Consider the following 22,347-nt stretch of genomic DNA (forward strand, 5'->3'; position numbering starts at 1 on the left):
CGCTCATGGAGCTGGTCGACATCGGCGCGAACCTCGCGCATGACAGTTTTGCCGACGACTTGCCGGACGTGCTGCAACGCGCGCGTTCCGCAGGTGTCGCGCAGATCGTCGTCACCGGCAGCTGCGCCGACAGCAATCTGCGCGCACTGGCGCTGGCACGCGAGCATCGCGGCCAGCTCTACGCCAGCGCCGGCCTGCATCCGCATCACGCCAGCCAGTGGAATGCCGCACTGGAGGCGCAGATCCGCGAGCATGCGAGCCAGCCGGAAGTCGTGTCGCTCGGCGAATGCGGGCTCGATTACTTTCGCGATCTGTCGCCGCGCGACGAACAGCGCCGTGCATTCGCGGCACAGCTGGCAATTGCGGCGGACACCGGCAAGCCGCTGTTCCTGCATCAGCGCGATGCGCACACGGACTTCCACGCGATGCTGCGCGAACATCGCCCGCAGCTTGGTGCCATCGTCGTCCATTGCTTCACCGATACGCGGGAAGCGCTGCAGGATTACCTGGCGCTGGACTGCCACGTCGGCATCACCGGCTGGATCTGCGACGAGCGGCGCGGCGCGCACCTGATCGAGGCCGTACGGCTGATCCCCGATCAGCGCCTGATGGCCGAAACCGATGCGCCGTATCTGCTGCCGAGAACCGCGCCGAAAGCCGCGAACCGGCGCAATGAGCCCTGCACGCTGCCCTGGGTCATCCGCGCCCTGGCTGCCGCGCGCGGCAGCAGCGAAGAACAGCTTGCGGCCACAACGACGGCGACCGCCAGAGCGTTCTTCGGCCTGCCGGCCTGATCAGCGCACTTCGATCCGTAGACGTCCGCCCTGGCGCTCGATGACTGGCGCCGCGCCGCTGTTGTCGCGCACCTGGAAGACGACGCGGAGAAACTTGTCGTGCTGCTCGACGCGCAGCTGCTTCAGATTGGTCTGGCCGAAATCGCGGCTTGGCTGCACAGTGCTCCCCACCGTCCAGGCCCCCGGCAAATCGAGCACATAGCCCTTGATGTAGCGGCTTTTGGTCAGCGTGTACTTCAGATTCTCGGCATCCGACTCAAGCACGATCTCAACCATCTCGCCTTGGGTCGTGGCCTCCACGCCGCTCAAGCTCAGCTTGCCCTTCGCCTTCGCGGCTGCGGCGGAGCTGGCCGGCTTCGCCGTCGGTTGAGCCGTGACGGTCGGCAGCGCAGTTGGTTTGACGGTCGGTTCAGCAGTCGGCACGGCGCTGGGCGCTGCCGTCGCGGCGGCCTCCGGCTCGGCGGTCGGCGCCGTCGTCGGTGTTGCAGCCGGCAGCACGCTGGGCAACGGATCCGCAGTCGGGGTCGAGCGACGTGCCGCCACGGGCGGATCGGCCGGCGGGGACATCTCGCCCTGCGGTCCGCGGATGGCGAGCCAGAGCACCAACAGCCCGACACTCCAGATCGTCAGGCTCGAGATCCACGGTGCGAGGCCATCGCCCGCCTGCAGGAAAGACCAGCTGCGTGCGTCGCAGTTGGCGCAGATCTGCGGCCGCAGCGGCACCACGTACGCCAGCGTCTTCATCCAGGACGCACGACGTTCGCGCCGGACCTCGGCTTCACCACAACGGCTGCAGACCTTGTCAGCCATGCGCCCGCCCCTGACCTGGGCCCTGGCCTTGGCTCATGCTGCGCGTCGCACCCCGCATTCCTGCTCCCGTCTCTGCCGCGGCCCTCCCGCGTGCGCCGGGAAGTCAGTCGGTCACTGCTCCCTTGGACGCCGAACTGGCCAGCTTCGCAAACTTGGCCAGAACACCCCGAGTGTAGCGCGGCGGCGGCTGTTTCCACCGGCTGCGTCGCTGCGCGAGTTCCGCGTCGTCGACATTGAGCTGGATCAACTGGCGATGCGCATCGATCGTGATGCTGTCGCCCTCCTCGACGAGCGCGATGTTGCCGCCGACGAAGGCCTCAGGTGCCACGTGACCGACGACCATGCCCCAGGTGCCGCCCGAGAAGCGGCCGTCGGTGATCAGGCCGACGCTTTCGCCGAGGCCCTGACCGACCAGCGCGCTGGTCGGCGCCAGCATTTCCGGCATGCCGGGGCCGCCGCGCGGACCGATGTAGCGGATGACGACGACGTCGCCGGCCTTGATCTTGCCGGCCATGATCGCGTCCATGCATTCCGGCTCGGAGTTGAACACGCGCGCCGGGCCGGTGATCGCCGGGTTCTTCAGGCCGGTGATCTTGGCGACCGCGCCTTCCGGCGACAGGTTGCCTTTGAGCACGGCCAGATGGCCCTGCGCGTACATCGGCTTGTCGAACGGACGGATGACGTCCTGGTCGGCACGCGGCGCGTCCGGAACGTTCTTCAGCGCCTCGGCCATCGTCTCGCCGGTGATCGTCAGCGCGTCGCCGTGCAGCAGGCCGTTGACCAGCAGCATCTTCAGCACCTGCGGCACGCCGCCGGCATTGTGGAAATCGACGGCGACGTACTTGCCCGAAGGCTTGAGATCGCACAGCACCGGCGTGCGCAGGCGAATCGCCTCGATGTCGTCAAGCGTGAACGGTACTTCTGCGGAGTGGGCGATCGCGAGGAAGTGCAGCACGCCGTTGGTCGAGCCGCCGGTCGCCATGATCAGAGCCATCGCGTTCTCGATCGCCTTGCGGGTGACGATGTCGCGCGGCTTGATGTCGCGACGGATCGCCTCGACGAGCACGCGCGCCGAGTCGGCGGCGGAGTCGGCCTTCTCGGGATCCGGCGAGGCCATCTGGCTGGAGCCCATCAGCGACATGCCAAGCGCCTCGAAGGCACTCGACATCGTGTTCGCGGTGTACATGCCGCCGCAGGCGCCGACGCTCGGGCAAGCGTTCTTCTCGACGCCCTCGAAATCTTCCTGCGACATTTTCCCGGCCTGGAACGAACCGACCGCCTCGAAGGCCGAGACGATCGTCAGCGGCACGCCTTTCCAGTTGCCCGGCTTGATCGTGCCGGCGTAGACGAACACCGACGGGATGTTCATGCGCACCATGCCGATCATCGCGCCCGGCATGTTCTTGTCGCAGCCGCCGACGACGAGTACGCCGTCCATGCACTGCGACGACACCGCGGTCTCGATGCTGTCCGCGATGACCTCGCGCGAGACCAGCGAGAACTTCATGCCCTCGGTGCCCATCGAGATGCCGTCGGTGACGGTCGGAATGCCGAAGGTCTGCGGCATCGCGCCCGCCGCCTTGACCGCGGCAGCGGCGCGGTCCGTCAGCGGCTGGATGCCGGCGTTGCAGGGGTTCATCGTCGAATGCGCGTTGGCGACGCCGACGATCGGCTTCTCGAAATCGGTGTCACCGAATCCGACGGCGCGCAGCATGGCGCGGTTCGGCGAGCGTGCGACGCCCTGGGTGATGGTCTTGGAGCGCCGGTTGAGCGGTTCGGACATGATTTCTCGCATTGGCTGGAAACGCGCCATCCCGGGGGACGGCTGCAGGGGGCGCTATTGTACGCAGCCCGCGCGCCGCCGGCCGCCGGGCCGGGATCGGCACGGATCGGCCTAGCCGGGCAGCATCTCCGCGAGCGCCGACGCCGGCCGACGCCAGGAGAAATCGAACAGGGCCGAACCGTCGGTGGCTTCCGGATTGATCTCGACCAGCAACGGCCGCGGATGCGCCCGGAACGGGATCAGACCGGCAGCCGGCCAGACCACGGCGGAAGTGCCGATGCAGACGAACAGATCGCAGGCATCGATCAGGTCGCGCGCCCGGTCGAACACCCGTTCGTCGATCGGATCCTCGAACCAGGTGATGTCCGGCCGCAGCGGCGCGCCGCAGTCCTTGCAGGTCCGCGTGACGAAATCGCCGGAGGCCTTGTCTTCATGGATGCCGTGGCGCGGGCAGCGCAGGCGCCAGAGGCTGCCATGCAGTTCCGCGGCGACGTCGACACCGGCACGCTGCAGCATGCCGTCGATGTTCTGCGTGATCACGGCAAGCGCCGGATGCGCCTTCTGCAATTCGGCGAGATGGAAGTGGCCCGCATGCGGCTGACAGGACAGCACATGCCGGCGCCGCACTTCGTGGAAACCCATGACCTTGCCGGAGTCGCGTCGAAAGGCCATCTCGCAGGCGTACTCGCGGTAGTCGTATTGGCCCCAGATGCCGCCTTTGCCGCGATAGGTCGGCACGCCGCTTTCGGCGGACATCCCCGCGCCGGTGAAGACGACCACCCGCGCATGCCGGGTCAGATCGATCGTGCCGGACATCGCCGCGCTCAGCTGCGCTCAGCTGCGCTCAGCTGCGCTCCAGCGTGCGGAATTCCTGCTTGAGACTGTAGCCGTGATCGCTGACGACTGCTTCCAGCGCCTTGACGCGCTCCTCGAGCTGCGCGATGCGCGCATCACGCTCGCCCCAGGTCTTGCCGCTGTCGCCGCGGTGGCGGAAATAGCGCTCGGCAAACCTGGCGCCGACCGACACAACGACGATCAGCACCACCATCGTGAAGACATCCATGACCGCCCCCGTCGAAATCAGAACAGGGCCTAGTCTAGCGAGACCGGCGGCTCCCGCGCTGCCGGATAGGGCCTACAGCAGACCGCAGCGAAAGCAGCAGCAGAAACAGTGCGAGTGCCGCGATATCGACGCTGCCACCACCGCCGGCCGCCGGCGCGGCCGCCTTGTCGCAGCCCGGCGGGCCGTCCGCGTCGTACTGATCGAGGAAGAAGTCGTAGGCGACCTCGCGCATGTTCGGCGCGTTCGGATCCGCGGTGATGTCGTAGATCGCCGCCGGCGCACCGCCGGCATACGCGTGGAACATGCCCTGGATCAGCCAGCGCTCGACGAGCACGCAGCCCTGCGAATCGACGTAACTGTCGACGCTGTAGTTCTTGCCGTCGCGCCCGGTGCGCGTTGCAGCCGGCGTCAGCGCGATCGAACCGTTGGCGGCGCCGTCGTCCATCCAGTCGTGCGCGATCAGCCAGTGGCGGACGACGCTGTTCGTGTTGGTCGTCAGGCCGAAGGGATCGAGCGTGCCGATCGACAGCATCATCGGAATCCTTCGCGCGCGGCTGCCCATCGCGTCGTAGATCATCCGCCCGGAGACTTCCTCGTTCTGGAACGGCGTGCCGTAGCGATCGCCGCCCTCGGCCTGGACGCCGCTGTACAGATCGGGATACTGCGCGCCCATCACGATCGACATGCCGCTGCCGGCCGAGATGCCGCCGACGAACACGCGTTGCGGATCGATCGGATACATCTGCATGACCTCGCGGGTGATCTGGGCGATCAGCGAGGTCATGCGACCGTCGCGGCCCTCGCGCGCCGCGACCTCGTGATCCCAGATGCCGGCGCCGTGGCGCGGATCTTCCTGCGGGTAGACGACAACGAAGCCGCGCTCGCTCGCCAGCTCGTTGAGCCGCGACTGGTTCTGCACGTCGGCGGTGTCGATGTTGCCGCCGTGGATATGCACGAACAGCGGCACCCGGCCCTGCAGGCCCGGCGGCGCGTAGACGCGGTATTCCATGCTGCCGAGCGCATTGCTCGTCTCGTACAGCTCCGACGGATATTGCGTCTGCTGCGCGAAGCCGGCGACGGCCCACCCCGCGGCGACAATGCCGGCCAGCCAGCGCGCCCGGCGCATCACAGCACCTTGCCCGGATTGAGGATGCCCTTGGGGTCCAGCGACTGTTTCAGCACGCGCATCAGCGCAATCTCGTCGTCCGAGCGCGAAACCGGCAGATGGCCGCGCTTCTCGGTGCCGATGCCGTGTTCGGCCGAGATCGAACCGCCGATCGCCTTGAGCGGCGTGTAGACATCCTCGTCCGATGCAGCATGCTGATGCTCGCCGTCGCAACCCGGCGTCACGAAGAAATGCAGGTTGCCGTCGCCGATATGGCCGATGACGTCGCAACGGCTGTCCGGCCAGCGCTGCTTCAGGCGCGCCTGCACCGCCTTCACATAGCTGTCCATCTCGCGGATCGGCAGACTGACGTCGTACAGGAAGATCGGCTTGCGCCGGTACAGCGCGCTGAAGTTCTCGCGAATCTCCCACAGTGCGCGCCGCTCGGTTTCCGACTGCGGGATCACCGCGTCGGCGACCAGCTCCTCTTCGAGCACCTGCTCCATGACTTCAAGAAAGCGCGCGCTGTCGGTCTCGGCATGTGAACCCTCGACTTCGAGCATCACGTAGAACGCGTGGTCGCGGCCCATCGGCGCGCGGTGATAACCCGGATCGGTGACGTCGCGAAAGTAATCGCCCCACATCACCTCGTAAGCGCTGAGCTGGTTGCCGAGCGTCTGCTGCAGACGCTTGAGCAGGCCGGTAACCTTGTCGAAGCTGCTCAATGCCACCATCGCGCTGTTGCGGCTGACCGGCGCCTCGTCGAGGCGCACGACGACACGCGTGACGATGCCGAGCGTGCCTTCGCTGCCGATGAACAGCTGCTTGAGGTCGTAACCGGCGTTGTTCTTCAGCATGCGGTTCATCGACGAGATGACGGTGCCGTCGGCGAGCACCGCTTCGAGGCCGAGCACGCGCGCGCGCATCATGCCGTAGCGGATCACGTTGATGCCGCCGGCGTTGGTCGAGACGTTGCCGCCGATCGTGCACGAACCGCGCGCGCCGAGATCGACCGGGAACAGCAGCCCCTGTTCGCGCGCCTTCTCCTGCAGCGTCTGCAGCACCACACCGGCCTGCACGGTCGCCGTGCGGCCGATCAGATCGAACTCCTCGATCTGATTCATTTTCTCCAGAGAGATCACGACGTCGGCCGATGTCGTCGTTGCACCTTCGACGCAGCCGGTCAGGCCACCCTGGGTGACGACCGTCTGGCCGAGCGCATGACAAACCTTCAGCGCCGCACTGACTTCAGCGGTGCTGCGCGGCCGGACCATTGCCGCGGCGCGCATCGGCGACGGATCCCAATAGCTGCTCGCCCTCTCGGCAATGCTGTCCGCCGCCAGAACCTGCTCGGCGCCCAGCGCCTCGCGCAGTGCATTCAGAATGTTGCTCATGCGGATTTCCTATTCTCGATTCCGTACAGGCGCTGCAGTCCCATCGCGACGGCCGCCGGAAAAACACTGCTGTGCGTCGTTGCCTCGAAACAATGGTAGCTGGCGTCGACGCCCGTCAGCCGACGCAGCTGGTCGGTGTAGTTGCCGGTCTGCGGAATGCCGGCAACGGTGTTGAAGACATTATCCAGCTCTTCGCTGCCCACACACAGGAACAGCCGGGCATCCGGCCTGACCTGGCCGGCGCGCCCGGCCAGCTGCCGGAGCATCCATGAGCCGCTGATGCCGACGCCAGGACTCACGCTCAGATACCGGCTGAACGGACTGTCGGCCTGCAGCAGCGCATAACCCAGCAGGGCTCCACCGGCCGAATGCCCGAGCAGGCCGCAACGCTGCGCATCGACCGGCAACTGGGCGTGCAGCAGCGGCAGCAATTCCTGGACGAGAAATTCGTAGAAGCCGGGCGCCTTGCCGAGCTCGCGCCGCGCATCCTGGCCGCGCACCGCGAACAGCGAGCGGAAGATCCGGCCGAGATCGTCGTCGAAGTTGTAGCCGTCCGCAGGCGCCGAGAATTCCTCGAAGCGGCGGAATGCAAACTCGGTCTCGCCGAGCGCGCGCGGCACGCCGACGCCGACGACAATCACTTCCTCGATGCAGCCCGCCGCAGCCAGCCGCGCCACTTCCTCCGCAACGGTCGAGAACTCGATATTGGCGTCGAGCACGACCAGCAACGGATAGCGTCGCTGCGGCTGCGCAGCCGCCGACGCGGGCAACGCGGCGAAGATCTCGAAATGACGATCCATCCGCTGGCTGTGCAACAGATACGGCGCGGACGGATCGAGCGTTGCGGCCTTGCGCTTCAGGGCGCCCAGCAGCGGCGCGATTGCCGACAAGGTGGCGGACAGCCAGGGCTTGCGCATCGCGACAATGTTGTTGCCGTAGACGGCGCCCGTCGCCAGCGTGGCACGCAATCCGCGCAGCAGCGCCGGCAAGGCGTCGTCGGGCTCACCAGACCGCGGCGCCTCAAGCACGCGCAGCGACGGTGTCGATTGGCCGATGGCGGTCGCGATCGTCTCGTCAGGACTGAAGACGAGAACGTTGCCGGTATCGACGCGCCAGTGCTGCGCGCAGGCTCCGATCACGCGCTCCTTCAGTGTTTGCGCAATCGCGCCCGGCGCCAGCGCGCCCGACGGGGTGACGCAGACGATGACGCACTCGGCCAGCTCCTTGGTGCCCGTCATCAGGCGGCACATCTCGATGACCGATCCACGCTGCCCCGCTTCGACGACGGCAAGCAGCAGTGGATACTTCTTCTGCTTGCGCTTCTCGTAAGACGGCGGCAATGCGGCCACCAGCTCCAGCGTCGCTGCCGCGAGCGGCAGACTCCGCGTCTCGATGCCGGGCAGGCGCGCGGCGGCATCACACAGGCTGATGCGGTAAGGCGAAGCCAGCTCAGAAGTCATAACTCAGACGCAGTCCAATGGTTCGCGGGGTCAGCACGGTGTATTGCGGCGTGGGCGCCGAGATCGCGGTGATGACGCGCTTGTCGGCGAGGTTGTCGCCGAGCACCTGCAGCTTCCAGCGATCGCGACGGACGCCGAAGTTGGCCTTGATGACGTCGAAGTCCGGAATCGAGATGCTGTCGTACTCGGTGGACTCGAAGACCATCAGCTGGCCGTCGACGTACGAATAGGTCGCCGACATGTCGGCGATCAGGTTCCAGCCCAGCTCGAAGTTGTACGACGCGGTGCCGCTCCAGGTCAGGCGCGGCGTGTTCGGCACGCCCGAGCCCTCGGAAACGCCGGTGCCTTCGCGCGCGCGGGTGACTTCGGCATCGTTGTAGCCGGCGTTGAGCGCGAGCACCAAGTCGTCGACCGGCAGCCAGGTAAACGAGGCCTCCGCGCCCATGACGACGGCGTCGCCGGCGTTGTCGAGATGCGCAAAGTCCGTCGGCACGATGCCGAGCCGTGCCTGGCCGAGCACGGTGCCCTGGATGTCCTGCCAGTCGATGTGATAACCGGCGAGATTGGTGATCAGACGGCCGCCGAGCCAGGTCGACTTCAGGCCGATTTCCTTGTTCCAGACGTAGTCGGGCTGGACGATCGGCGGACCGCTCTCCAGCGCCGCATAGATGTTGGCGGTACCGGAGCGGAAGCCGCGCGCAACGGACGCGTAGGCCAGATGATCTTCATTCAGATGCCAGCCGATCGACAGCTTGGGCAGGATGCCCTTGGTCTTGACCGACTGCGCGAAATAAAGCCGCGCGGTGCCGGTTTCCGGATCGAGGTTTTCCGGATTGGTGCCGACCAGGATCGCCTCAAGGCCATAGAAGCGGGTGTCGATGAAGAACGACACATCCTCGGAGAAGCCGCGCAGACCGCCGGTGATATCCAGCGTGCCGGGAATCGCCGCCCAGGTGATTTCGCCGTAAGCGGAATACTGCTCGAAAGCCTCGTCGCCGAAGCCCTGCTCCTGACGGCCCTGGATCGGATTCAGCCCGCCGAGCAGCCCAGTGAGCACGTCGCTGATCGGACCCAGCTGATCTTCCGGAATGCTGTCTTCGCGCTTCTCCTGATCGTAGGTCTGATTGCGATCGCGATAGAACGCGCCGGCGATCCAGCTGATGCGATCGTCCCCGAAGGACACCAGGCGCAGCTCCTGCGAGAACGAATCGAGCTGGGTCACGACGCGCGTGGAGGCGTTCGAGAAGATATCCGGCGCGGTCAGGCCGATCTCGTCGAACTGGGTCTGGATCAGCCCCTGCAGCACCGGGGTGCGGCGCTGCAGATCGCGGTACGTGTCGTAGATGGCGCTGACCGAGGTCAGCGTCGCGAAGTCGAGATTCCAGCGCAGCGTCAACGCGTGGATCGAGAAATCGGTGATCGCGAACTGATCCTCCTCGCGGGTGTTGACCAGATCCTTCTCGCGGCCCGGATCGACGACCGGGAACTGATAGAGGTGCGTGTCGTCCTTGAGATACATGTACTCGGCTTCGAGCGATTCCGAGGGCTTGAACAGCACGGTGCCGCGCAGCGAGGTCGCCTTCTCTTCGTTGGCGTCCGGGCGATCGAGGTTCACGTAGTCGACAAAGCCGCCGGTCTTGCGGTGCGTGGCGACCAGGCGCGCGCCGAGGTGTTCGTCGACCAGCGGCACGTTGACGGCGATACGGCCGTCATAGCTGTCGTCGCCCATCGAAGTGTTGGAACCCATCACCGCGCCGCGCACTTCCCACAGGTTCGGATCCGGCTGGCGCGTGACCAGCTTGATCGCGCCGCCCATCGAGCCTTCGCCATAGAGCGTGCCTTGCGGTCCCTTCAGGACCTCGATGCGCGACAGGTCGTAGATGTTGAGATCGGGGAACACGCCGGAGCCCTGGATCGCCACATCGTTCAGATAGACGCCCGTCGTCGGCGAGCCGGCGCCGTAGCCGAGATCGCTGGTGTTGATGTTGGAGATGCCGCGCATGCTGATCTTCGACGTACCGCTGCCGGACTTCTGGATCGACACGCTGGGCACTTCGCGCAGGTAATCCTGGATGCCTGTCGTGCCGGCGTTGTCGAGCGCGCGGCCGGAGAACGCATGCGTGCCGCCGACGACGTCCTGCGCGTCCTGGGCACGGAAGGCGGCCGTCACGGTGATCGACTCGAGCACCTGAGTCTTCTCTTGCGCCGGCAGATCGGGCGCGGCATCCGCGCGCAAAGGCTCGACCGGAATCTCGCTCAGCGGCGCAGGCTCTTCCTTGAAGAACGGTTGCTCCGCGTCGGCCGCGACGTCGGGCGCCGGCGCCTCGGCCGTCGTGTCGTCCTGGAAAAACGGCGTTTCCGCGGGTTGCTCGGACACTGCCTGCGCCTGCTCGTCCGGCGACGCGGCGCCTTCGGTCTGGGCATGCCCGGCCGCTGAGAAGCTCAGCAGGGCAAGGTGCAGCGCAAGCCCAGCAAGCTGCTTGGGGGTGAAGTCCATGTTCTCTCCTGACGCACGTACAACAGATACTTATAGTTTTTGAATACGTTGTGTATTTGAATCTATCGTGTTCAACTACGCCATGCAAGACTGGGATGGCCGCGGGGCCCTCCGCGGATCGCAAGCACCGAAAAACGATGGATTTATGGCCGCCACCCCACTGACCAAGCCGCGCCTGAGCCGTGTCGAGCAAAGCGCGCAACGCGCGCAGGAACTGCTCGATGCCGCGTGGCTGCTGTTCTGCGAAAAGGGTTATGAAGCCGTCACGATCGACGAGGTCGCCGCGCGCGCCGGTTACTCGCGGATGCCGGTCTATTCGCTGTTCGGCGACAAGCAGAATCTCTATTTCGAACTCTGGCAGCGCGCCGTCGGCGGCCTGCTGACGCAGATTCGCGCGAGCCAGAAGCCCGGCGATTCACTGCGCAAGAACCTGCAACGGCTGGCCGGGCTGATGGCGGCACCGGCCGGCACCGATACCCAGAGCGATCCCGGTAGCAATTCGGGTGAGCACCTGTTCTTCGCGGTGCAGACCATCGCATTGAGCCGGCCGGATATCGCCGACAAGCTCGAGTTGCTGTCGCGCCAGGTCATCAGCGATTTTGCCGAGGTGCTCGGCCTTTCGAAGCTCGCGTCGGGCGACGTCCTGCGCAGCGACCTGAATACCGTCGCCGCACATCTGGTAGCGCAGATCAACGGCATGGCGACCGTGCAGTTCCAGACCCGCAGGATCTATTCGAATACGCGCGAACTCACCGATCTGTTCATCTCGATCGCGCTGAAGTCCAACCACACCTGAGCCGCCATAGCTGGATCGGGCAAGCCCTGCCGATGGGCAAAAGAAGCGCCGGCCTGAAGCCGGCGCTTTTGATTTCACAGCTTGGGTTTACTTGCCCGGCTGCTTGACGATACGCAGGTAAGGCTTGATCTCGTTCCAGCCCTGCGGGAAGAGCTTCTTGGCGTCGTCGTTGCTGACCGAAGGCACGATGATCACGTCTTCGCCGTGCTTCCAGTTCACCGGCGTTGCGACCTTGTGGCCGTCGGTGAGCTGCAGCGAATCGATGACGCGCAGGATCTCGTCGAAGTTGCGGCCGGTGCTGGCCGGATAGGTGATCGTCAGGCGCACCTTCTTCTTCGGATCGATGACGAACACCGAGCGCACCGTGAAGCGGTCCGAAGCATTCGGATGGATCATGTCGTAGAGCTTGGCGACCTGCATGTCGGCGTCCGCGATCATCGGGAAGTTCACCGCCCGGCCCTGCGTCTCTTCGATGTCCTTGGCCCACTTGTGGTGGTCTTCGATGCCGTCGACCGAAAGGCCGATGACCTTGACGCCGCGCTTGGCGAACTCATCCTTCAGCTTCGCCGTATAGCCCAGCTCCGTCGTGCAGACCGGCGTGAAATCCTTGGGATGCGAAAACAGGACGCCCCAGGAATCGCCAAGCCACTGATGGAACTTGATCTTGCCCTCGGTGGTATCGGCTTCAAAGTCCGGTGCAAGGTCTCCGAGTCTCAGGCTCATGGGGTTTCTCCGTATTCTGGGTGGGGCCCACAGGATGCGCCCTTTACGGCCAGGTTCAAGGCATAAGCACAGAACCGCGAGTTACGTGTCGCTCAGGCGTGCGTCACGACGCGGTCATCTGCGCGGGCCGTCTTGCGCAGGAAGCGCCACGACAGGCCCAGCGCGGCGATCGCCAGCGCGACGATGAACCCCCACCAGACGCCAAAAGGTCCCTGCTCCGTCGAAAACGCCAGCCAGACTGCGAATGGCATGCCGACGACCCAGTAGGCCAGCACCGTGATCAGGAACGGCACGCGGGTGTCCTTGATACCGCGCAGCGCGCCATTGGCCGTGGCCTGGATGCAGTCGACGATCTGGAACACGGCGGCGAAGTACAGGAAATGCACCGCGATGGCCGACACGTCCGCCTCATTGGTGTAAGCCAGCACGATCAACGTCGGAACCAGCGCCATCACACTCGCCGACATCATCGAGTAGCCGACGCCGAGCAGGATGCCGGCCTGTCCACGCAAGCGCGCCGCGGCGTGGTCGCCGGCGCCGACCGCAAGACCGACGCGCACGGTCGTCGCGTAACCGATCGCCAGCGGCACCATGAACGACAGCGCGGCGAAGTTGATCGCCACCTGATGCGCCGCGACCACGTGCGCACCGAAACGCCCCATCAGCAGCGCGCCGATGTTGAACATCCAGGATTCCGCGGCGAGGATCGCCGCGATCGGCAGGCCCAGGCGCATCACTTCCCAACCTTCGCCGTGCCACTGCGGCCAGCCGCGGCGGAACACCTGCAGCGCCTTCAGCCGCGGCTCACGCGCATAGCTCACGACGTAGACCACGACCATCGTCACAGTCGCGACGACCGTCGCCCAGGCACAACCGACCGGGCCGATTTCCGGAAATCCGAATCGACCATAAGTCAGCGCCACGGCGAGAAAAGCGTTGACGCTGAAACCCGTGAGGCCAGCGACCAGCGCGACCTTCGGCAGGCCGTGACCTTCGGCGACATTGCGGCCCAGGAAACACAGGCTCGACGGCAGCGCCGCCCAGGCAATCGCCCGCATGTACTGCACGGCATAACCATGCGCCGGTTCCGGCAGGTTCATCAGCGCCAGCACCGGCGTGACGGCCAGTTGCATGATCAGGAACCACAGCACGCCCAGGCCCAAGGCGAAGACCGCAGTGGCACGGACGAAAGTGCCGGTTTCCTGCGGATCGCGGGCGGCGCCGACACGCTGCGCGATGATCGGCGAGCAAGCCATCAAGATGCCGCTGAACAGCACGAACATCAGAAACCAGACATTGGTCCCGACCGACACGCCCGCGAGTGCACCCGGACCATAACGGCCGGCAACCAGGGTATCGACCGTCCCCATGCCGATGAAGCTGATCTGGGTGGCGATGATCGGGAGCGCCAGGCGCAGATTCGCGCGAAGTTCCTGGCGTAAGGCGGGTGAGCGCAGCAGCATCGGTGCATCCTGGAGGTGATCACTGCAGCCGACGGAAAACGGCCGCAGCAGACCCGGCGGCGGGCCGGCGGGGGGCGCGATTATGCGGCGAGCTGCCGGGTCGGCGCCATCGCGACTGCTCCATTTTCGTGCAAGCGACGGTTGTCGGCGCGATTTCTCCGTTCATCCGGAACGTCGGCTTTTTGACACCGGCATGCGTTCCACTGGCCGCCTGATCTCCGGGGCCCGCCATGTTGCGCATCTACGACGAATCGCAATTCCGAAACCGCACGCGCTTGAAGCGCCTTCAGGTCCTTGCACTGTTCGTTGGCGGTACGCTCAGCGGCGCCTGGCTCAGCGGCGCAGGCGGCCAGTGGCCGCTGCTGCAGGACGCCTTCGCCACGGGCAACGAAGCGCAGCATCGCCCGGCAAGCACCCTCAAGCCGATCCGCAGCGGCACGCTGCGTACCTGCTTCTCGAACGAAACCCGCGGCCTCAAGCTCGACTGCCAGCTCAGCGCCCCCGAGCTTTCGCGCGCGGAAGGAATCTAAGCGTTTACGCGGTCTGCGCCAGCAGCCGGGCGTTGCCGCCCATCGCCGCCGTGTTCACCGTCAGCGTGCGCTCGATGACGAATCGCAGCAGATAGTGCGGCCCGCCGGCCTTCGGCCCGGTACCCGACAAACCCTCGCCGCCAAACGGCTGCACGCCGACGACCGCGCCCGTCATGCCGCGGTTGATATAGCAGTTGCCGACCCGCGCCAGCGCCTGCACCCGGCGCCAGGTGGATTCGATGCGTGAATGCACGCCCAGGGTCAGCCCGTAACCGCTGGCATTGATCGCGGCGATCACCGCGTCGAGCTCGCTGGCGCGATAGCGGATCACATGCAGCATCGGCCCGAAGTGCTCGCTGCTCAACTGGTCCAGGCGTTTGATCTCAACGGCGCACGGCGCGAAGTAGGTTCCCGCCTGGCATTCGGCCGGCAAGCTCATCTGCGCAATCAAGCGACCTTCGCGCTGGATCGCTGCCGCATGCGCATCCAGACGTGCACGCGCCTCTTCGTCGATGACCGGACCGATATCGGTCGTCAGCACGGCCGGATCGCCGATGCGCAGCTCGTTCATCGCACCCTTGATCATCGCAATCGTCTTGTCGGCGATATCTTCCTGGACGTAGAGCACGCGCAGCGCGGAGCAGCGCTGCCCGGCGGACAGGAAGGCCGAGGCGATCGCATCCTTGACGACCTGCTCGGGCAGCGCCGAGGAATCAACGATCATCGCGTTCTGCCCGCCGGTCTCGGCGATCAATGTCGCGATCGGCCCGCGGCGTGCAGCAAGCGAACGGTTGATCAGTTGCGCGACTTCGCTGGAGCCGGTGAAGACCACACCGGCGATACGCGGATCGGCGGTCAACGCGGCGCCGAGTTCGCCGGCGCCGAGCAGCAGCTGCAGCGCCTCGCGCGGCACACCCGCTTCATGCAGGATGCCGACCGCGTGCGCGGCAATCAGGTTGGTCTGTTCGGCGGGCTTCGCAAGCACCGTGTTGCCGGTCGCCAGCGCGGCGGCGATCTGGCCGATGAAGATCGCCAGCGGAAAATTCCACGGCGAGATGCAGACGAAGACGCCTTTGCCGTGCAGCTGCAATTCGTTGTGCTCCCCCGTCGGCCCCGGCAGCGTCACCGGGCCGGCCATCGTCTGACGCGCGAGTCTTGCGTAGTAGCGCAGGAAATCCACCGCTTCGCGAACCTCGGCAATCGCGTCGGGAATGGTCTTGCCGGCTTCGAGAATCAGCAGGCGCAAGGCATCGTCGCGGCGTTGTTCAAGGCGATCTGCAGCGCGTTCAAGCATCGCCGCGCGCTGCTCCACCGGCAGTGCATCCCAGCGGGGCTGATGTTCCAGCGCCGCGGTGACGGCCGCCTCGACACGTGCCGGCGCACAGCTGAGCCATTCGCCGACCAGCGTCTGCCGATCCGCCGGCGAACGCACCGCATGCACAGCGCCGCCGTCCGCAGCTCCGACGGCCAGCAGCGATTGCGCGCGCGCCACCGGACGCGCCTCGATCAGGCTGCGCTGCAACTCGGCGACTTCGCGCTCGTCGGCCAGATTGACGCCCATCGAATTGCGCCGCGTTGCACCGAACAGATCCACCGGCATCGGCAATGCGGGGTTCGGCTTGATCGCCAGCGCCGCCACCGCGGCGATCGGATCGGCAACCAGCTCGGCCGGCGCGACCTGATCGTCGAAGATGCGATTGACGAACGAGGTGTTCGCGCCGTTCTCCAGCAAGCGTCGCACCAGATACGGCAGCAGATCCTCGTGCGAACCCACCGGCGCGTAGACGCGACAGGGTATCGACAAGTCCTCGCCGACAACCCGGTACAGCGCCTCGCCCATGCCATGCAGACGCTGGAATTCGTAGCCGCCGCTCTGCATGCGGCTGCTGCCGTCGACCATCTGCACATCGCCGGCATAGGCTGTCACGGCAGCGATGCTGTGGGCGTTGTGGGTTGCCAGCATCGGATAGAACGCGTCGCGCGCGGCGAGCAGACGGCGCGCGCAGGCCAGATAGGCGACGTCGGTGTTGGCCTTGCGCGTGAACACCGGATAACCGGCAAGCCCCTGCTCCTGAGAACGCTTGATCTCGCTGTCCCAATACGCGCCCTTGACGAGGCGAACCGGAATGCGGCGGCCCGCGCTGCGCGCCAACTGCTCCAGCCAGTCGATGACGAACAGGCCACGCTTCTGGAATGCCTGTACGGCGAGACCCATGCCCTCCCAAAGACCCAGGGCTTCGTCGCGAAAGACGCGCTCGAAGACATCCAGCGACAGCTCCAGGCGCTCGGCTTCTTCGGCATCGACGGTGAGACCGATGTTGTGATCCTTGGCCAGACGGGCGAGACGCAACAGCTTTGGCGGCAGTTCCGCCAGGACTCTTTGACGCTGCGCGAGCTCGTAACGCGGATGCAGAGCAGACAGTTTCACCGAGATGCTCGGCCGCATGAAGACCGAGGTGTCGCGTGTCGCCTGGGCACTGGCGCCGATCGCGGCGATCGCCTTCTCGTAGGACTGCAGATAACGCTCCGCATCCGCCGCGGTCAACGCCGCTTCGCCGAGCATGTCGTAGCTATGCAGATAGCTGCGCTGCGCGCGCGAACTCGAATTGCGCAGTGCTTCCTGGATGGTGCGGCCCATGACGAACTGCGAGCCCATCATGCGCATCGCCTGACGGATCGCGAGGCGGATCACCGGCTCGGTCGACTTGCCGATCATGCGGTTGATCGCGTTGCGGAAGTTGCCGGTCGTCTCCGGTGCGAGCTTGACGATGCGACCGGTCAGCATCAGACCCCAGGTCGAGGCATTGACGAACAGCGAGTCGCTCTCGCCCAGGTGCGCTTCCCAGTTGGCGTTCGCCAGCTTGTCGGCGATCAGCTTCTCGGCGGTGTCGTCATCGGGGATGCGGAGCAGCGCTTCGGCCAGGCACATCAGCAACACGCCTTCTTCCGACGACAGGTCGTATTGCTGCATGAAGGCATCCAGCGGGGACTGCTCGTCGCGCAGCTTGCGGACGCGCGCGACCCAGTCGGCGGCGCGGCTGGCGACGCTCTCGACGACCGGCGCCGCCATCTCGGCAATCGCCAGCAGGCGGTTGATCAGCTGGGTTTCATCGGCCAGATAATGCGCGCTGATCGCACTGCGCAGGGCGTCGCGTGCGGGCAGCGGTTTCGCACTGACAAATGGGGCGTCCATACCAACTCCTGCGAGGGGGCGGACGACAATCTTATGCGGCGAGCCTGCCCCGCCCCTGAGGAGTTTCCCGCTGCCTAGATCAGACCGAGATCCGCAGCCCTGAGCGCGGCTTCGGCACGCGACGACACGCCGAGCTTGCGATAGACCGACTTGATGTAGCCGGCCGCGGTATTGCGGCTGATGCCGAGCGATTCCGACACTTCCGGCAGCCGCATGCCCTTGGCGATCAGGGTCAGGACCTCGCGTTCGCGCGGCGACAGGGATTCTTCTCCGGACTCGGCCGAATGCATCGGCGCGCCGAAGGCGGCCAGCATGCGTTGCGCAACCAGCGACGACAGCGGCGGTTCGCCGTCGGCAATGCTCTTGAGCGCGCGGCGCACCTTGGCGGCCGGTTCGTCCTTGAGCAGGTAACCCTGCACGCCGGCGCGCAGCGCGGCGAACAGGTGGTCGTCGTCGGCGTAGATCGTCGTGACGACACGCAGGCAGTCCGGATAGTGCTGGGCGATGTAGCGCAACAACTCGATGCCGGAACCGTCCGGCAGACCGAGATCGACGAGCACCAGGTCCGGCTGGTACATCGTCATCTTGCGGCGGCCTTCGCGCACCGAGGCGGCGACGTAGATTTCGCAAGCGAACACATCCTGCAACAGACCCGTCAGCCAGGCCGCCGCGGAGGCGACGTCTTCGACGACCAGTGCCCGCTCGATTTTCTTCATGGCGCCATTATGAGCCGAGTGGGGCGACAGGTGTCTTGAACATCTGCGCAACGGCCGAAAGCGGCAGGCTCAGAACGACCTTGATGCCGCCCTCCGGTTCGTTCAACCACTGTACCGCGCCGCCCAGCGACGCCGCGCGTTCCTGCATGCCCAGCGTACCCGCGCCGCCCGGATTGGGGCGCCAAAAGCCGCCGCCGTCATTGGCGATCTGCAAGGTAAAGACTTCATCCAGGCAGTCCAGCATCACGACGATCGTGTGCGCGCGGCCATGGCGGATGGCATTGGTGACCGCTTCGCGCATGAAGCGGAACAGGTTCATCGCGCTCGGCGCGGCGATTGCGACGTCAGGCACTTCGGAACCCTGGCGCCAGCTGAGGATGACGCCGAAGGCCTCGAGGCGCTCCTCCATCTCGTCGCGGATCTGCGCCAGCACTTCGAGCAGGGTGCCGGGCGGCCGCCGCGAGCGCGAGACGATGTCGCGCAGGTCGTAGATGATCGAGCGGACGAGGTCGGCATGGCGCACGTCGTTGACGGTGTGCAGCAAGGCCAGCAGTTTCACGCCGATATCGTCATGCAGGTCGCGGAAGATCTGTGCGCGCTCCTGCGCCGCGATCTGTTCGCGTTCACGGCCTTCGCGCTGCTTCTGTTCGGCGATCACCCGCGCCGACACGGCCCCGGCGCGCCGCGCGCGCAGCCAGAACAGGCTGACGACCAGCAATGCGCACAGCGCAAGCAACAAGGTGGTGGACAGCGTCTGGATCAGCGTCAAGTGGCGCGGTCCGGTGACAGGGGGTAGATCAAGTGGCTGCTGTTTCCCGAGATGTTGCGTACGATCAGCCGCGACGCTCGAGCATCGCCGGCCTGTACGAAATCGAGTGAAGCACGGCCGGCCCGACAGTGTCGAGTAGCACTGCGCAAGCAGAGCGATCGCCGCTGGGCGACAATGCCCGTCCGCGCCCAGAACTTCGACCAGGCCACACGGTCGATTCCCTAGCCTCCAACGTTCCGTCCCTCCGCTCATGCGCAGCCTTCTGATTGTCCTCGCGCTCGCCCTGGTTTCCGGCCTGGGCGGTTTCGCCGCCTACCACTGGCTGGTCAAACCGCAGGTGCTCACGGGCACGCCGGCGCCGGATATCGTGATTACCGACGTGGACGGCAAGGCGCACTCGCTCGCGGCGCTGAAAGGCCGTTGGGTGCTGATCAACTTCTGGGCGTCCTGGTGCGCGCCCTGCATGGACGAACTGCCGCTGCTGGTCGATATCCAGAAGCGATACGCCGATCGCGGTCTGCAGTTGATCGGCCCGGCGCTCGATGAGCGCGAGCCGGTGCTTGCCGCGGTCAAGCATTTTGGGATTAACTACCCCGTCAGCGCCGACTTCAACGGCGCCAGCGCAGCGATGGAGTTGCTGGGCAACCAGCGTGGCGCGCTGCCGTACAGCGTCCTGCTGAATCCCGAAGGCCAGATCGCCGAAACGGTGCTCGGCGCGCTGACCGCTGAATCGCTGGAAACCTTGATTACCAGCAAGCTCGGCCCCTGATCTTCAGATCAGACAAATCTGACAAAATCTGCAGCGATCTGCAGTCAACTGCTGCCATCTTGTATTGTTCGCGCCGCTTCGTGCAGAATGGGGAAAACCCCATCGTGACGCGACCGCTTGTCTACCCTGCTCCTCATCAACGGGCCCAACCTCAATCTGTTGGGCACGCGCGAACCCGGCGTCTACGGTCACCAGACGCTGGCGGACATCGAGCGCGGCCTGCGTGAGGAAGCGACTGCGCTCGGCCACGAGTTACGCAGCTTCCAGAGCAACCACGAAGGCGAACTGGTCGATCGCGTGCAGCAGGCACGCGGCGACCAGACCCGCTTCATCCTGATCAATCCGGGCGCTTACACCCATACGAGCATTGCGCTGCGCGATGCCCTGCTGGCCGTGGCGATCCCGTTCATCGAAATCCATTTGTCGAACGTGCACGCGCGGGAAGAATTCCGCCGGCACTCCTATCTATCCGATGTCGCGGCGGGCGTGATCGCTGGCTGCGGACCGCTGGGCTATCGCCTGGCGCTGCTGGCCGCGCACGAGCGTCTGGCCGCGACTCCCTAACAAAGCCCCCGGAGGGCACCATGGATCTGCGCAAGATCAAGACCCTGATTGAGCTGGTCGAACAGAGCGGCATTTCCGAACTGGAAGTCCGCGAAGGCGAAGAGTCGGTTCGCATCGCCCGCCAGACGCTGGCACCGCCGGTGCAGTATGTTGCTGCGCCGGCACCGGCCGCGGTGGCAGCACCGGCCGCAGCCGCCGCACCCAGCGCCGCTGCCGCGGCGCCGGCCTCGAATCCGGACAACCGCAAGGTCGTCCGCGCACCGATGGTCGGCACCTTCTATCGCTCGCCGTCGCCGGCCGCCAAGCCGTTCGTCGAAGTGGGCCAGACGGTCAAGGCCGGCCAGGCGCTGTGCATCATCGAAGCGATGAAGATGCTCAATCAGATCGATGCCGAAATCTCCGGCGTCGTCGTCGAAATCCTGGTCGAGAACGAGAAGCCGGTCGAGTTCGACCAGCCGCTATTCGTTATCGAGTGAGTCAGCCGACTCTCGCGAGAACGAAAGCGCCATGAAAGAAATCAAGAAGATCCTGATCGCCAATCGCGGCGAAATCGCGCTGCGCATCCTGCGCTCCTGCCGCGAACTGGGCATCAAGACGGTGGCGGTCTACTCGACTGCCGACCGCGAGCAGAAGCACGTCAAGCTCGCCGACGAGGCCGTCTGCATCGGCCCGCCGCAGGCTGGACGCAGCTACCTGAACATGGCGGCGATCATCTCCGCCGCCGAGATCACCCAGGCCGACGCGATCCATCCGGGCTACGGCTTCCTGTCCGAGAACGCCGACTTCGCCGAGTCGGTCGAGAAATCCGGCTTCATCTTCATCGGCCCGCGGCCGGAAACGATCCGCCTGATGGGCTCGAAGACCAACGCCAAGGCCGCGATGATTGCCGCCGGCGTACCCTGCGTGCCCGGCTCCGACGGCATCCTGCCGGACGACGATGCCGAGTGCCTGGCGATTGCCGCGAAGGTCGGCTATCCGGTACTGATCAAGGCGGTCTCCGGCGGCGGCGGTCGCGGCATGCAGGTCGTGCGCAGCGAGGACGAGCTGATCAACAAGATCACGATCGCCCGCACCGAAGCGCTCAACGCCTTCAAGGACTCCTCCGTGTTCATGGAGAAGTACCTGGAGCTGCCGCGCCACGTCGAGTTCCAGGTGCTGTCCGACGGCCAGGGCAATGCCATTCACCTTGGCGAGCGCGACTGCTCCATGCAGCGCCGCAACCAGAAGGTCGTCGAAGAATCACCGGCACCAGGCATCACGCCGGCGCAGCGCGCGGAGATCGGCGCGCTGTGCGTCGCCGCCTGCGTGCGCATCGGCTATCGCGGCGCCGGCACTTTCGAGTTCCTCTATGAAGACGGCAAGTTCTACTTCATCGAGATGAACACGCGCATCCAGGTCGAACATCCGGTCACCGAAATGGTCACCGGCGTCGATCTGATCCGCGAGATGATCTCGATCGCCGATGGCCGCCCGCTGGCGCTGCAGCAGTCCGACATCGAGTTCCGCGGCCACGCGATCGAGTGCCGCATCAACGCCGAACATCCGCGCAACTTCACACCGTCGCCGGGTGAGATCAAGAAGTACCACGCGCCGGGCGGTCCGGGCGTGCGACTCGATTCGCACTGCTACACCGGTTACCGCGTGCCGCCGCATTACGATTCGATGATCGGCAAGCTGATCGTCTGGGGCCCGAGCCGGGCATCGGCGATCTCGCGGATGAACCAGGCGCTCGCCGAGATGATCATCGAAGGCATCCAGGTCAACATTCCCCTGCAGCGCCGGATCATGTCCGACCCGGTCTACCAGGCGGGCACGCATCACATTCATTACATGGAGCACATGCTCGAAGACTGGGCGTCCGAAGAATAAGGCGCGCCGGATTCGATCTGTGACGACAGGCCCCGGCCCAGAGCCGGGG

20 protein-coding genes are annotated in these 22,347 nt (G+C 65.7%); 7 read left to right on the top strand and 13 right to left on the bottom strand.

Going from position 1 to position 22,347, the window contains the following annotated elements; translation table 11 throughout:
- Window positions 1-5: 5 nt before the first annotated feature.
- On the top strand, window positions 6-794 hold the full coding sequence (locus AC3WUF_RS10255) for a TatD family hydrolase (RefSeq protein ID WP_492425115.1): 789 nt from the start codon (window positions 6-8) through the stop codon (window positions 792-794).
- Here AC3WUF_RS10255 and AC3WUF_RS10260 read toward each other — a convergent pair whose 3' ends face one another.
- From AC3WUF_RS10260 to AC3WUF_RS10295, 8 genes are all read right to left on the bottom strand, one after another.
- Window positions 795-1,604 (bottom strand): hypothetical protein, encoded by an 810-nt coding sequence (locus AC3WUF_RS10260; protein WP_492425117.1) that lies wholly within the window; start codon window positions 1,602-1,604, stop codon window positions 795-797. It abuts the gene before it with no gap.
- A gap of 103 nt (window positions 1,605-1,707) precedes the next feature.
- Complete coding sequence (ilvD, locus tag AC3WUF_RS10265; protein ID WP_492425119.1) at window positions 1,708-3,387, bottom strand: dihydroxy-acid dehydratase; 1,680 nt, start codon at window positions 3,385-3,387, stop codon at window positions 1,708-1,710.
- 111 nt (window positions 3,388-3,498) lie between these two features.
- The gene (locus tag AC3WUF_RS10270; RefSeq protein WP_492425121.1) at window positions 3,499-4,203 is read right to left on the bottom strand and encodes an SIR2 family NAD-dependent protein deacylase; all 705 of its coding nucleotides are present in this window, start codon (window positions 4,201-4,203) and stop codon (window positions 3,499-3,501) included.
- Between the two features lie 28 nt (window positions 4,204-4,231).
- Window positions 4,232-4,450 (bottom strand): hypothetical protein, encoded by a 219-nt coding sequence (locus AC3WUF_RS10275; protein WP_492425123.1) that lies wholly within the window; start codon window positions 4,448-4,450, stop codon window positions 4,232-4,234.
- Between the two features lie 34 nt (window positions 4,451-4,484).
- Window positions 4,485-5,576 (bottom strand): extracellular catalytic domain type 1 short-chain-length polyhydroxyalkanoate depolymerase, encoded by a 1,092-nt coding sequence (locus AC3WUF_RS10280; protein WP_492425125.1) that lies wholly within the window; start codon window positions 5,574-5,576, stop codon window positions 4,485-4,487.
- The gene (locus tag AC3WUF_RS10285) at window positions 5,576-6,949 is read right to left on the bottom strand and encodes an FAD-binding oxidoreductase (protein ID WP_492425126.1); all 1,374 of its coding nucleotides are present in this window, start codon (window positions 6,947-6,949) and stop codon (window positions 5,576-5,578) included. Before AC3WUF_RS10285 ends, AC3WUF_RS10280 begins: the two co-directional genes overlap by 1 nt.
- Window positions 6,946-8,409: an alpha/beta hydrolase gene (locus AC3WUF_RS10290; RefSeq protein WP_492425128.1), complete on the bottom strand. Its 1,464-nt coding sequence runs from the start codon at window positions 8,407-8,409 to the stop codon at window positions 6,946-6,948. Before AC3WUF_RS10290 ends, AC3WUF_RS10285 begins: the two co-directional genes overlap by 4 nt.
- Window positions 8,399-10,906, bottom strand: a complete 2,508-nt coding sequence (locus tag AC3WUF_RS10295) for a TonB-dependent receptor (protein ID WP_492425130.1) — start codon at window positions 10,904-10,906, stop codon at window positions 8,399-8,401. The genes AC3WUF_RS10290 and AC3WUF_RS10295 overlap by 11 nt, the downstream gene beginning before the upstream one ends.
- A 145-nt stretch (window positions 10,907-11,051) precedes the next feature.
- Here AC3WUF_RS10295 and AC3WUF_RS10300 point away from each other — a divergent pair, with 145 nt between their 5' ends.
- Window positions 11,052-11,702 carry a TetR/AcrR family transcriptional regulator gene (locus AC3WUF_RS10300; RefSeq protein ID WP_492425132.1) on the top strand — a complete coding sequence of 217 codons (651 nt, stop codon included), beginning with the start codon at window positions 11,052-11,054 and terminating at the stop codon, window positions 11,700-11,702.
- A gap of 87 nt (window positions 11,703-11,789) precedes the next feature.
- On the opposite strand, the gene AC3WUF_RS10305 is transcribed toward AC3WUF_RS10300, so the two are convergent.
- Window positions 11,790-12,425 carry a peroxiredoxin gene (locus AC3WUF_RS10305; RefSeq protein ID WP_492425134.1) on the bottom strand — a complete coding sequence of 212 codons (636 nt, stop codon included), beginning with the start codon at window positions 12,423-12,425 and terminating at the stop codon, window positions 11,790-11,792.
- Between the two features lie 92 nt (window positions 12,426-12,517).
- Window positions 12,518-13,888 (bottom strand): MATE family efflux transporter, encoded by a 1,371-nt coding sequence (locus AC3WUF_RS10310; protein ID WP_492425136.1) that lies wholly within the window; start codon window positions 13,886-13,888, stop codon window positions 12,518-12,520.
- A 230-nt stretch (window positions 13,889-14,118) separates the two neighbouring features.
- Between AC3WUF_RS10310 and AC3WUF_RS10315 the strand changes: the two genes are divergently transcribed.
- On the top strand, window positions 14,119-14,418 hold the full coding sequence (locus AC3WUF_RS10315; RefSeq protein WP_492425138.1) for a hypothetical protein: 300 nt from the start codon (window positions 14,119-14,121) through the stop codon (window positions 14,416-14,418).
- Between the two features lie 4 nt (window positions 14,419-14,422).
- Here AC3WUF_RS10315 and putA read toward each other — a convergent pair whose 3' ends face one another.
- The 3 genes from putA to AC3WUF_RS10330 form a co-directional block, all read right to left on the bottom strand.
- Window positions 14,423-17,611, bottom strand: a complete 3,189-nt coding sequence (gene putA / locus AC3WUF_RS10320; protein ID WP_492425140.1) for a bifunctional proline dehydrogenase/L-glutamate gamma-semialdehyde dehydrogenase PutA — start codon at window positions 17,609-17,611, stop codon at window positions 14,423-14,425.
- 74 nt (window positions 17,612-17,685) lie between these two features.
- Entirely contained in the window at window positions 17,686-18,327 is a 642-nt protein-coding gene (locus AC3WUF_RS10325; RefSeq protein ID WP_492425142.1) for a response regulator, read from the bottom strand.
- Between the two features lie 7 nt (window positions 18,328-18,334).
- Window positions 18,335-19,096 (bottom strand): sensor histidine kinase, encoded by a 762-nt coding sequence (locus AC3WUF_RS10330; protein WP_492425144.1) that lies wholly within the window; start codon window positions 19,094-19,096, stop codon window positions 18,335-18,337.
- Window positions 19,097-19,346: 250 nt separating this feature from the next.
- Between AC3WUF_RS10330 and AC3WUF_RS10335 the strand changes: the two genes are divergently transcribed.
- From AC3WUF_RS10335 to accC, 4 genes are all read left to right on the top strand, one after another.
- Window positions 19,347-19,865: a TlpA family protein disulfide reductase gene (locus AC3WUF_RS10335; RefSeq protein WP_492425146.1), complete on the top strand. Its 519-nt coding sequence runs from the start codon at window positions 19,347-19,349 to the stop codon at window positions 19,863-19,865.
- 117 nt (window positions 19,866-19,982) lie between these two features.
- Window positions 19,983-20,429 (top strand): type II 3-dehydroquinate dehydratase, encoded by a 447-nt coding sequence (gene aroQ / locus AC3WUF_RS10340; protein ID WP_492425148.1) that lies wholly within the window; start codon window positions 19,983-19,985, stop codon window positions 20,427-20,429.
- A 20-nt stretch (window positions 20,430-20,449) separates the two neighbouring features.
- A complete protein-coding gene (accB, locus tag AC3WUF_RS10345; RefSeq protein WP_492425150.1) occupies window positions 20,450-20,905 on the top strand; it encodes an acetyl-CoA carboxylase biotin carboxyl carrier protein in 456 nt (151 codons plus the stop codon).
- A gap of 31 nt (window positions 20,906-20,936) precedes the next feature.
- Complete coding sequence (gene accC / locus AC3WUF_RS10350) at window positions 20,937-22,298, top strand: acetyl-CoA carboxylase biotin carboxylase subunit (RefSeq protein ID WP_492425152.1); 1,362 nt, start codon at window positions 20,937-20,939, stop codon at window positions 22,296-22,298.
- Window positions 22,299-22,347 lie beyond the last annotated feature (49 nt).

It is taken from the genome of Fontimonas sp. FW305-C-3 (genome assembly GCF_058783185.1).

Coding starts and splice junctions, on each gene's coding strand:
- AC3WUF_RS10260 (WP_492425117.1), bottom strand. CDS start 1,604: ATGGCTGACAAGGTCTGCAGCCGTTGTGGTGAAGCCGAGGTCCGGCGC.
- AC3WUF_RS10300 (WP_492425132.1), top strand. CDS start 11,052: ATGGCCGCCACCCCACTGACCAAGCCGCGCCTGAGCCGTGTCGAGCAA.
- AC3WUF_RS10315 (WP_492425138.1), top strand. CDS start 14,119: ATGTTGCGCATCTACGACGAATCGCAATTCCGAAACCGCACGCGCTTG.
- AC3WUF_RS10255 (WP_492425115.1), top strand. CDS start 6: ATGGAGCTGGTCGACATCGGCGCGAACCTCGCGCATGACAGTTTTGCC.
- AC3WUF_RS10305 (WP_492425134.1), bottom strand. CDS start 12,425: ATGAGCCTGAGACTCGGAGACCTTGCACCGGACTTTGAAGCCGATACC.
- putA (WP_492425140.1), bottom strand. CDS start 17,611: ATGGACGCCCCATTTGTCAGTGCGAAACCGCTGCCCGCACGCGACGCC.
- ilvD (WP_492425119.1), bottom strand. CDS start 3,387: ATGTCCGAACCGCTCAACCGGCGCTCCAAGACCATCACCCAGGGCGTC.
- AC3WUF_RS10325 (WP_492425142.1), bottom strand. CDS start 18,327: ATGAAGAAAATCGAGCGGGCACTGGTCGTCGAAGACGTCGCCTCCGCG.
- AC3WUF_RS10275 (WP_492425123.1), bottom strand. CDS start 4,450: ATGGATGTCTTCACGATGGTGGTGCTGATCGTCGTTGTGTCGGTCGGC.
- accB (WP_492425150.1), top strand. CDS start 20,450: ATGGATCTGCGCAAGATCAAGACCCTGATTGAGCTGGTCGAACAGAGC.
- AC3WUF_RS10335 (WP_492425146.1), top strand. CDS start 19,347: ATGCGCAGCCTTCTGATTGTCCTCGCGCTCGCCCTGGTTTCCGGCCTG.
- AC3WUF_RS10285 (WP_492425126.1), bottom strand. CDS start 6,949: ATGAGCAACATTCTGAATGCACTGCGCGAGGCGCTGGGCGCCGAGCAG.
- AC3WUF_RS10290 (WP_492425128.1), bottom strand. CDS start 8,409: ATGACTTCTGAGCTGGCTTCGCCTTACCGCATCAGCCTGTGTGATGCC.
- AC3WUF_RS10270 (WP_492425121.1), bottom strand. CDS start 4,203: ATGTCCGGCACGATCGATCTGACCCGGCATGCGCGGGTGGTCGTCTTC.
- AC3WUF_RS10295 (WP_492425130.1), bottom strand. CDS start 10,906: ATGGACTTCACCCCCAAGCAGCTTGCTGGGCTTGCGCTGCACCTTGCC.
- AC3WUF_RS10310 (WP_492425136.1), bottom strand. CDS start 13,888: ATGCTGCTGCGCTCACCCGCCTTACGCCAGGAACTTCGCGCGAATCTG.
- accC (WP_492425152.1), top strand. CDS start 20,937: ATGAAAGAAATCAAGAAGATCCTGATCGCCAATCGCGGCGAAATCGCG.
- AC3WUF_RS10280 (WP_492425125.1), bottom strand. CDS start 5,576: ATGCGCCGGGCGCGCTGGCTGGCCGGCATTGTCGCCGCGGGGTGGGCC.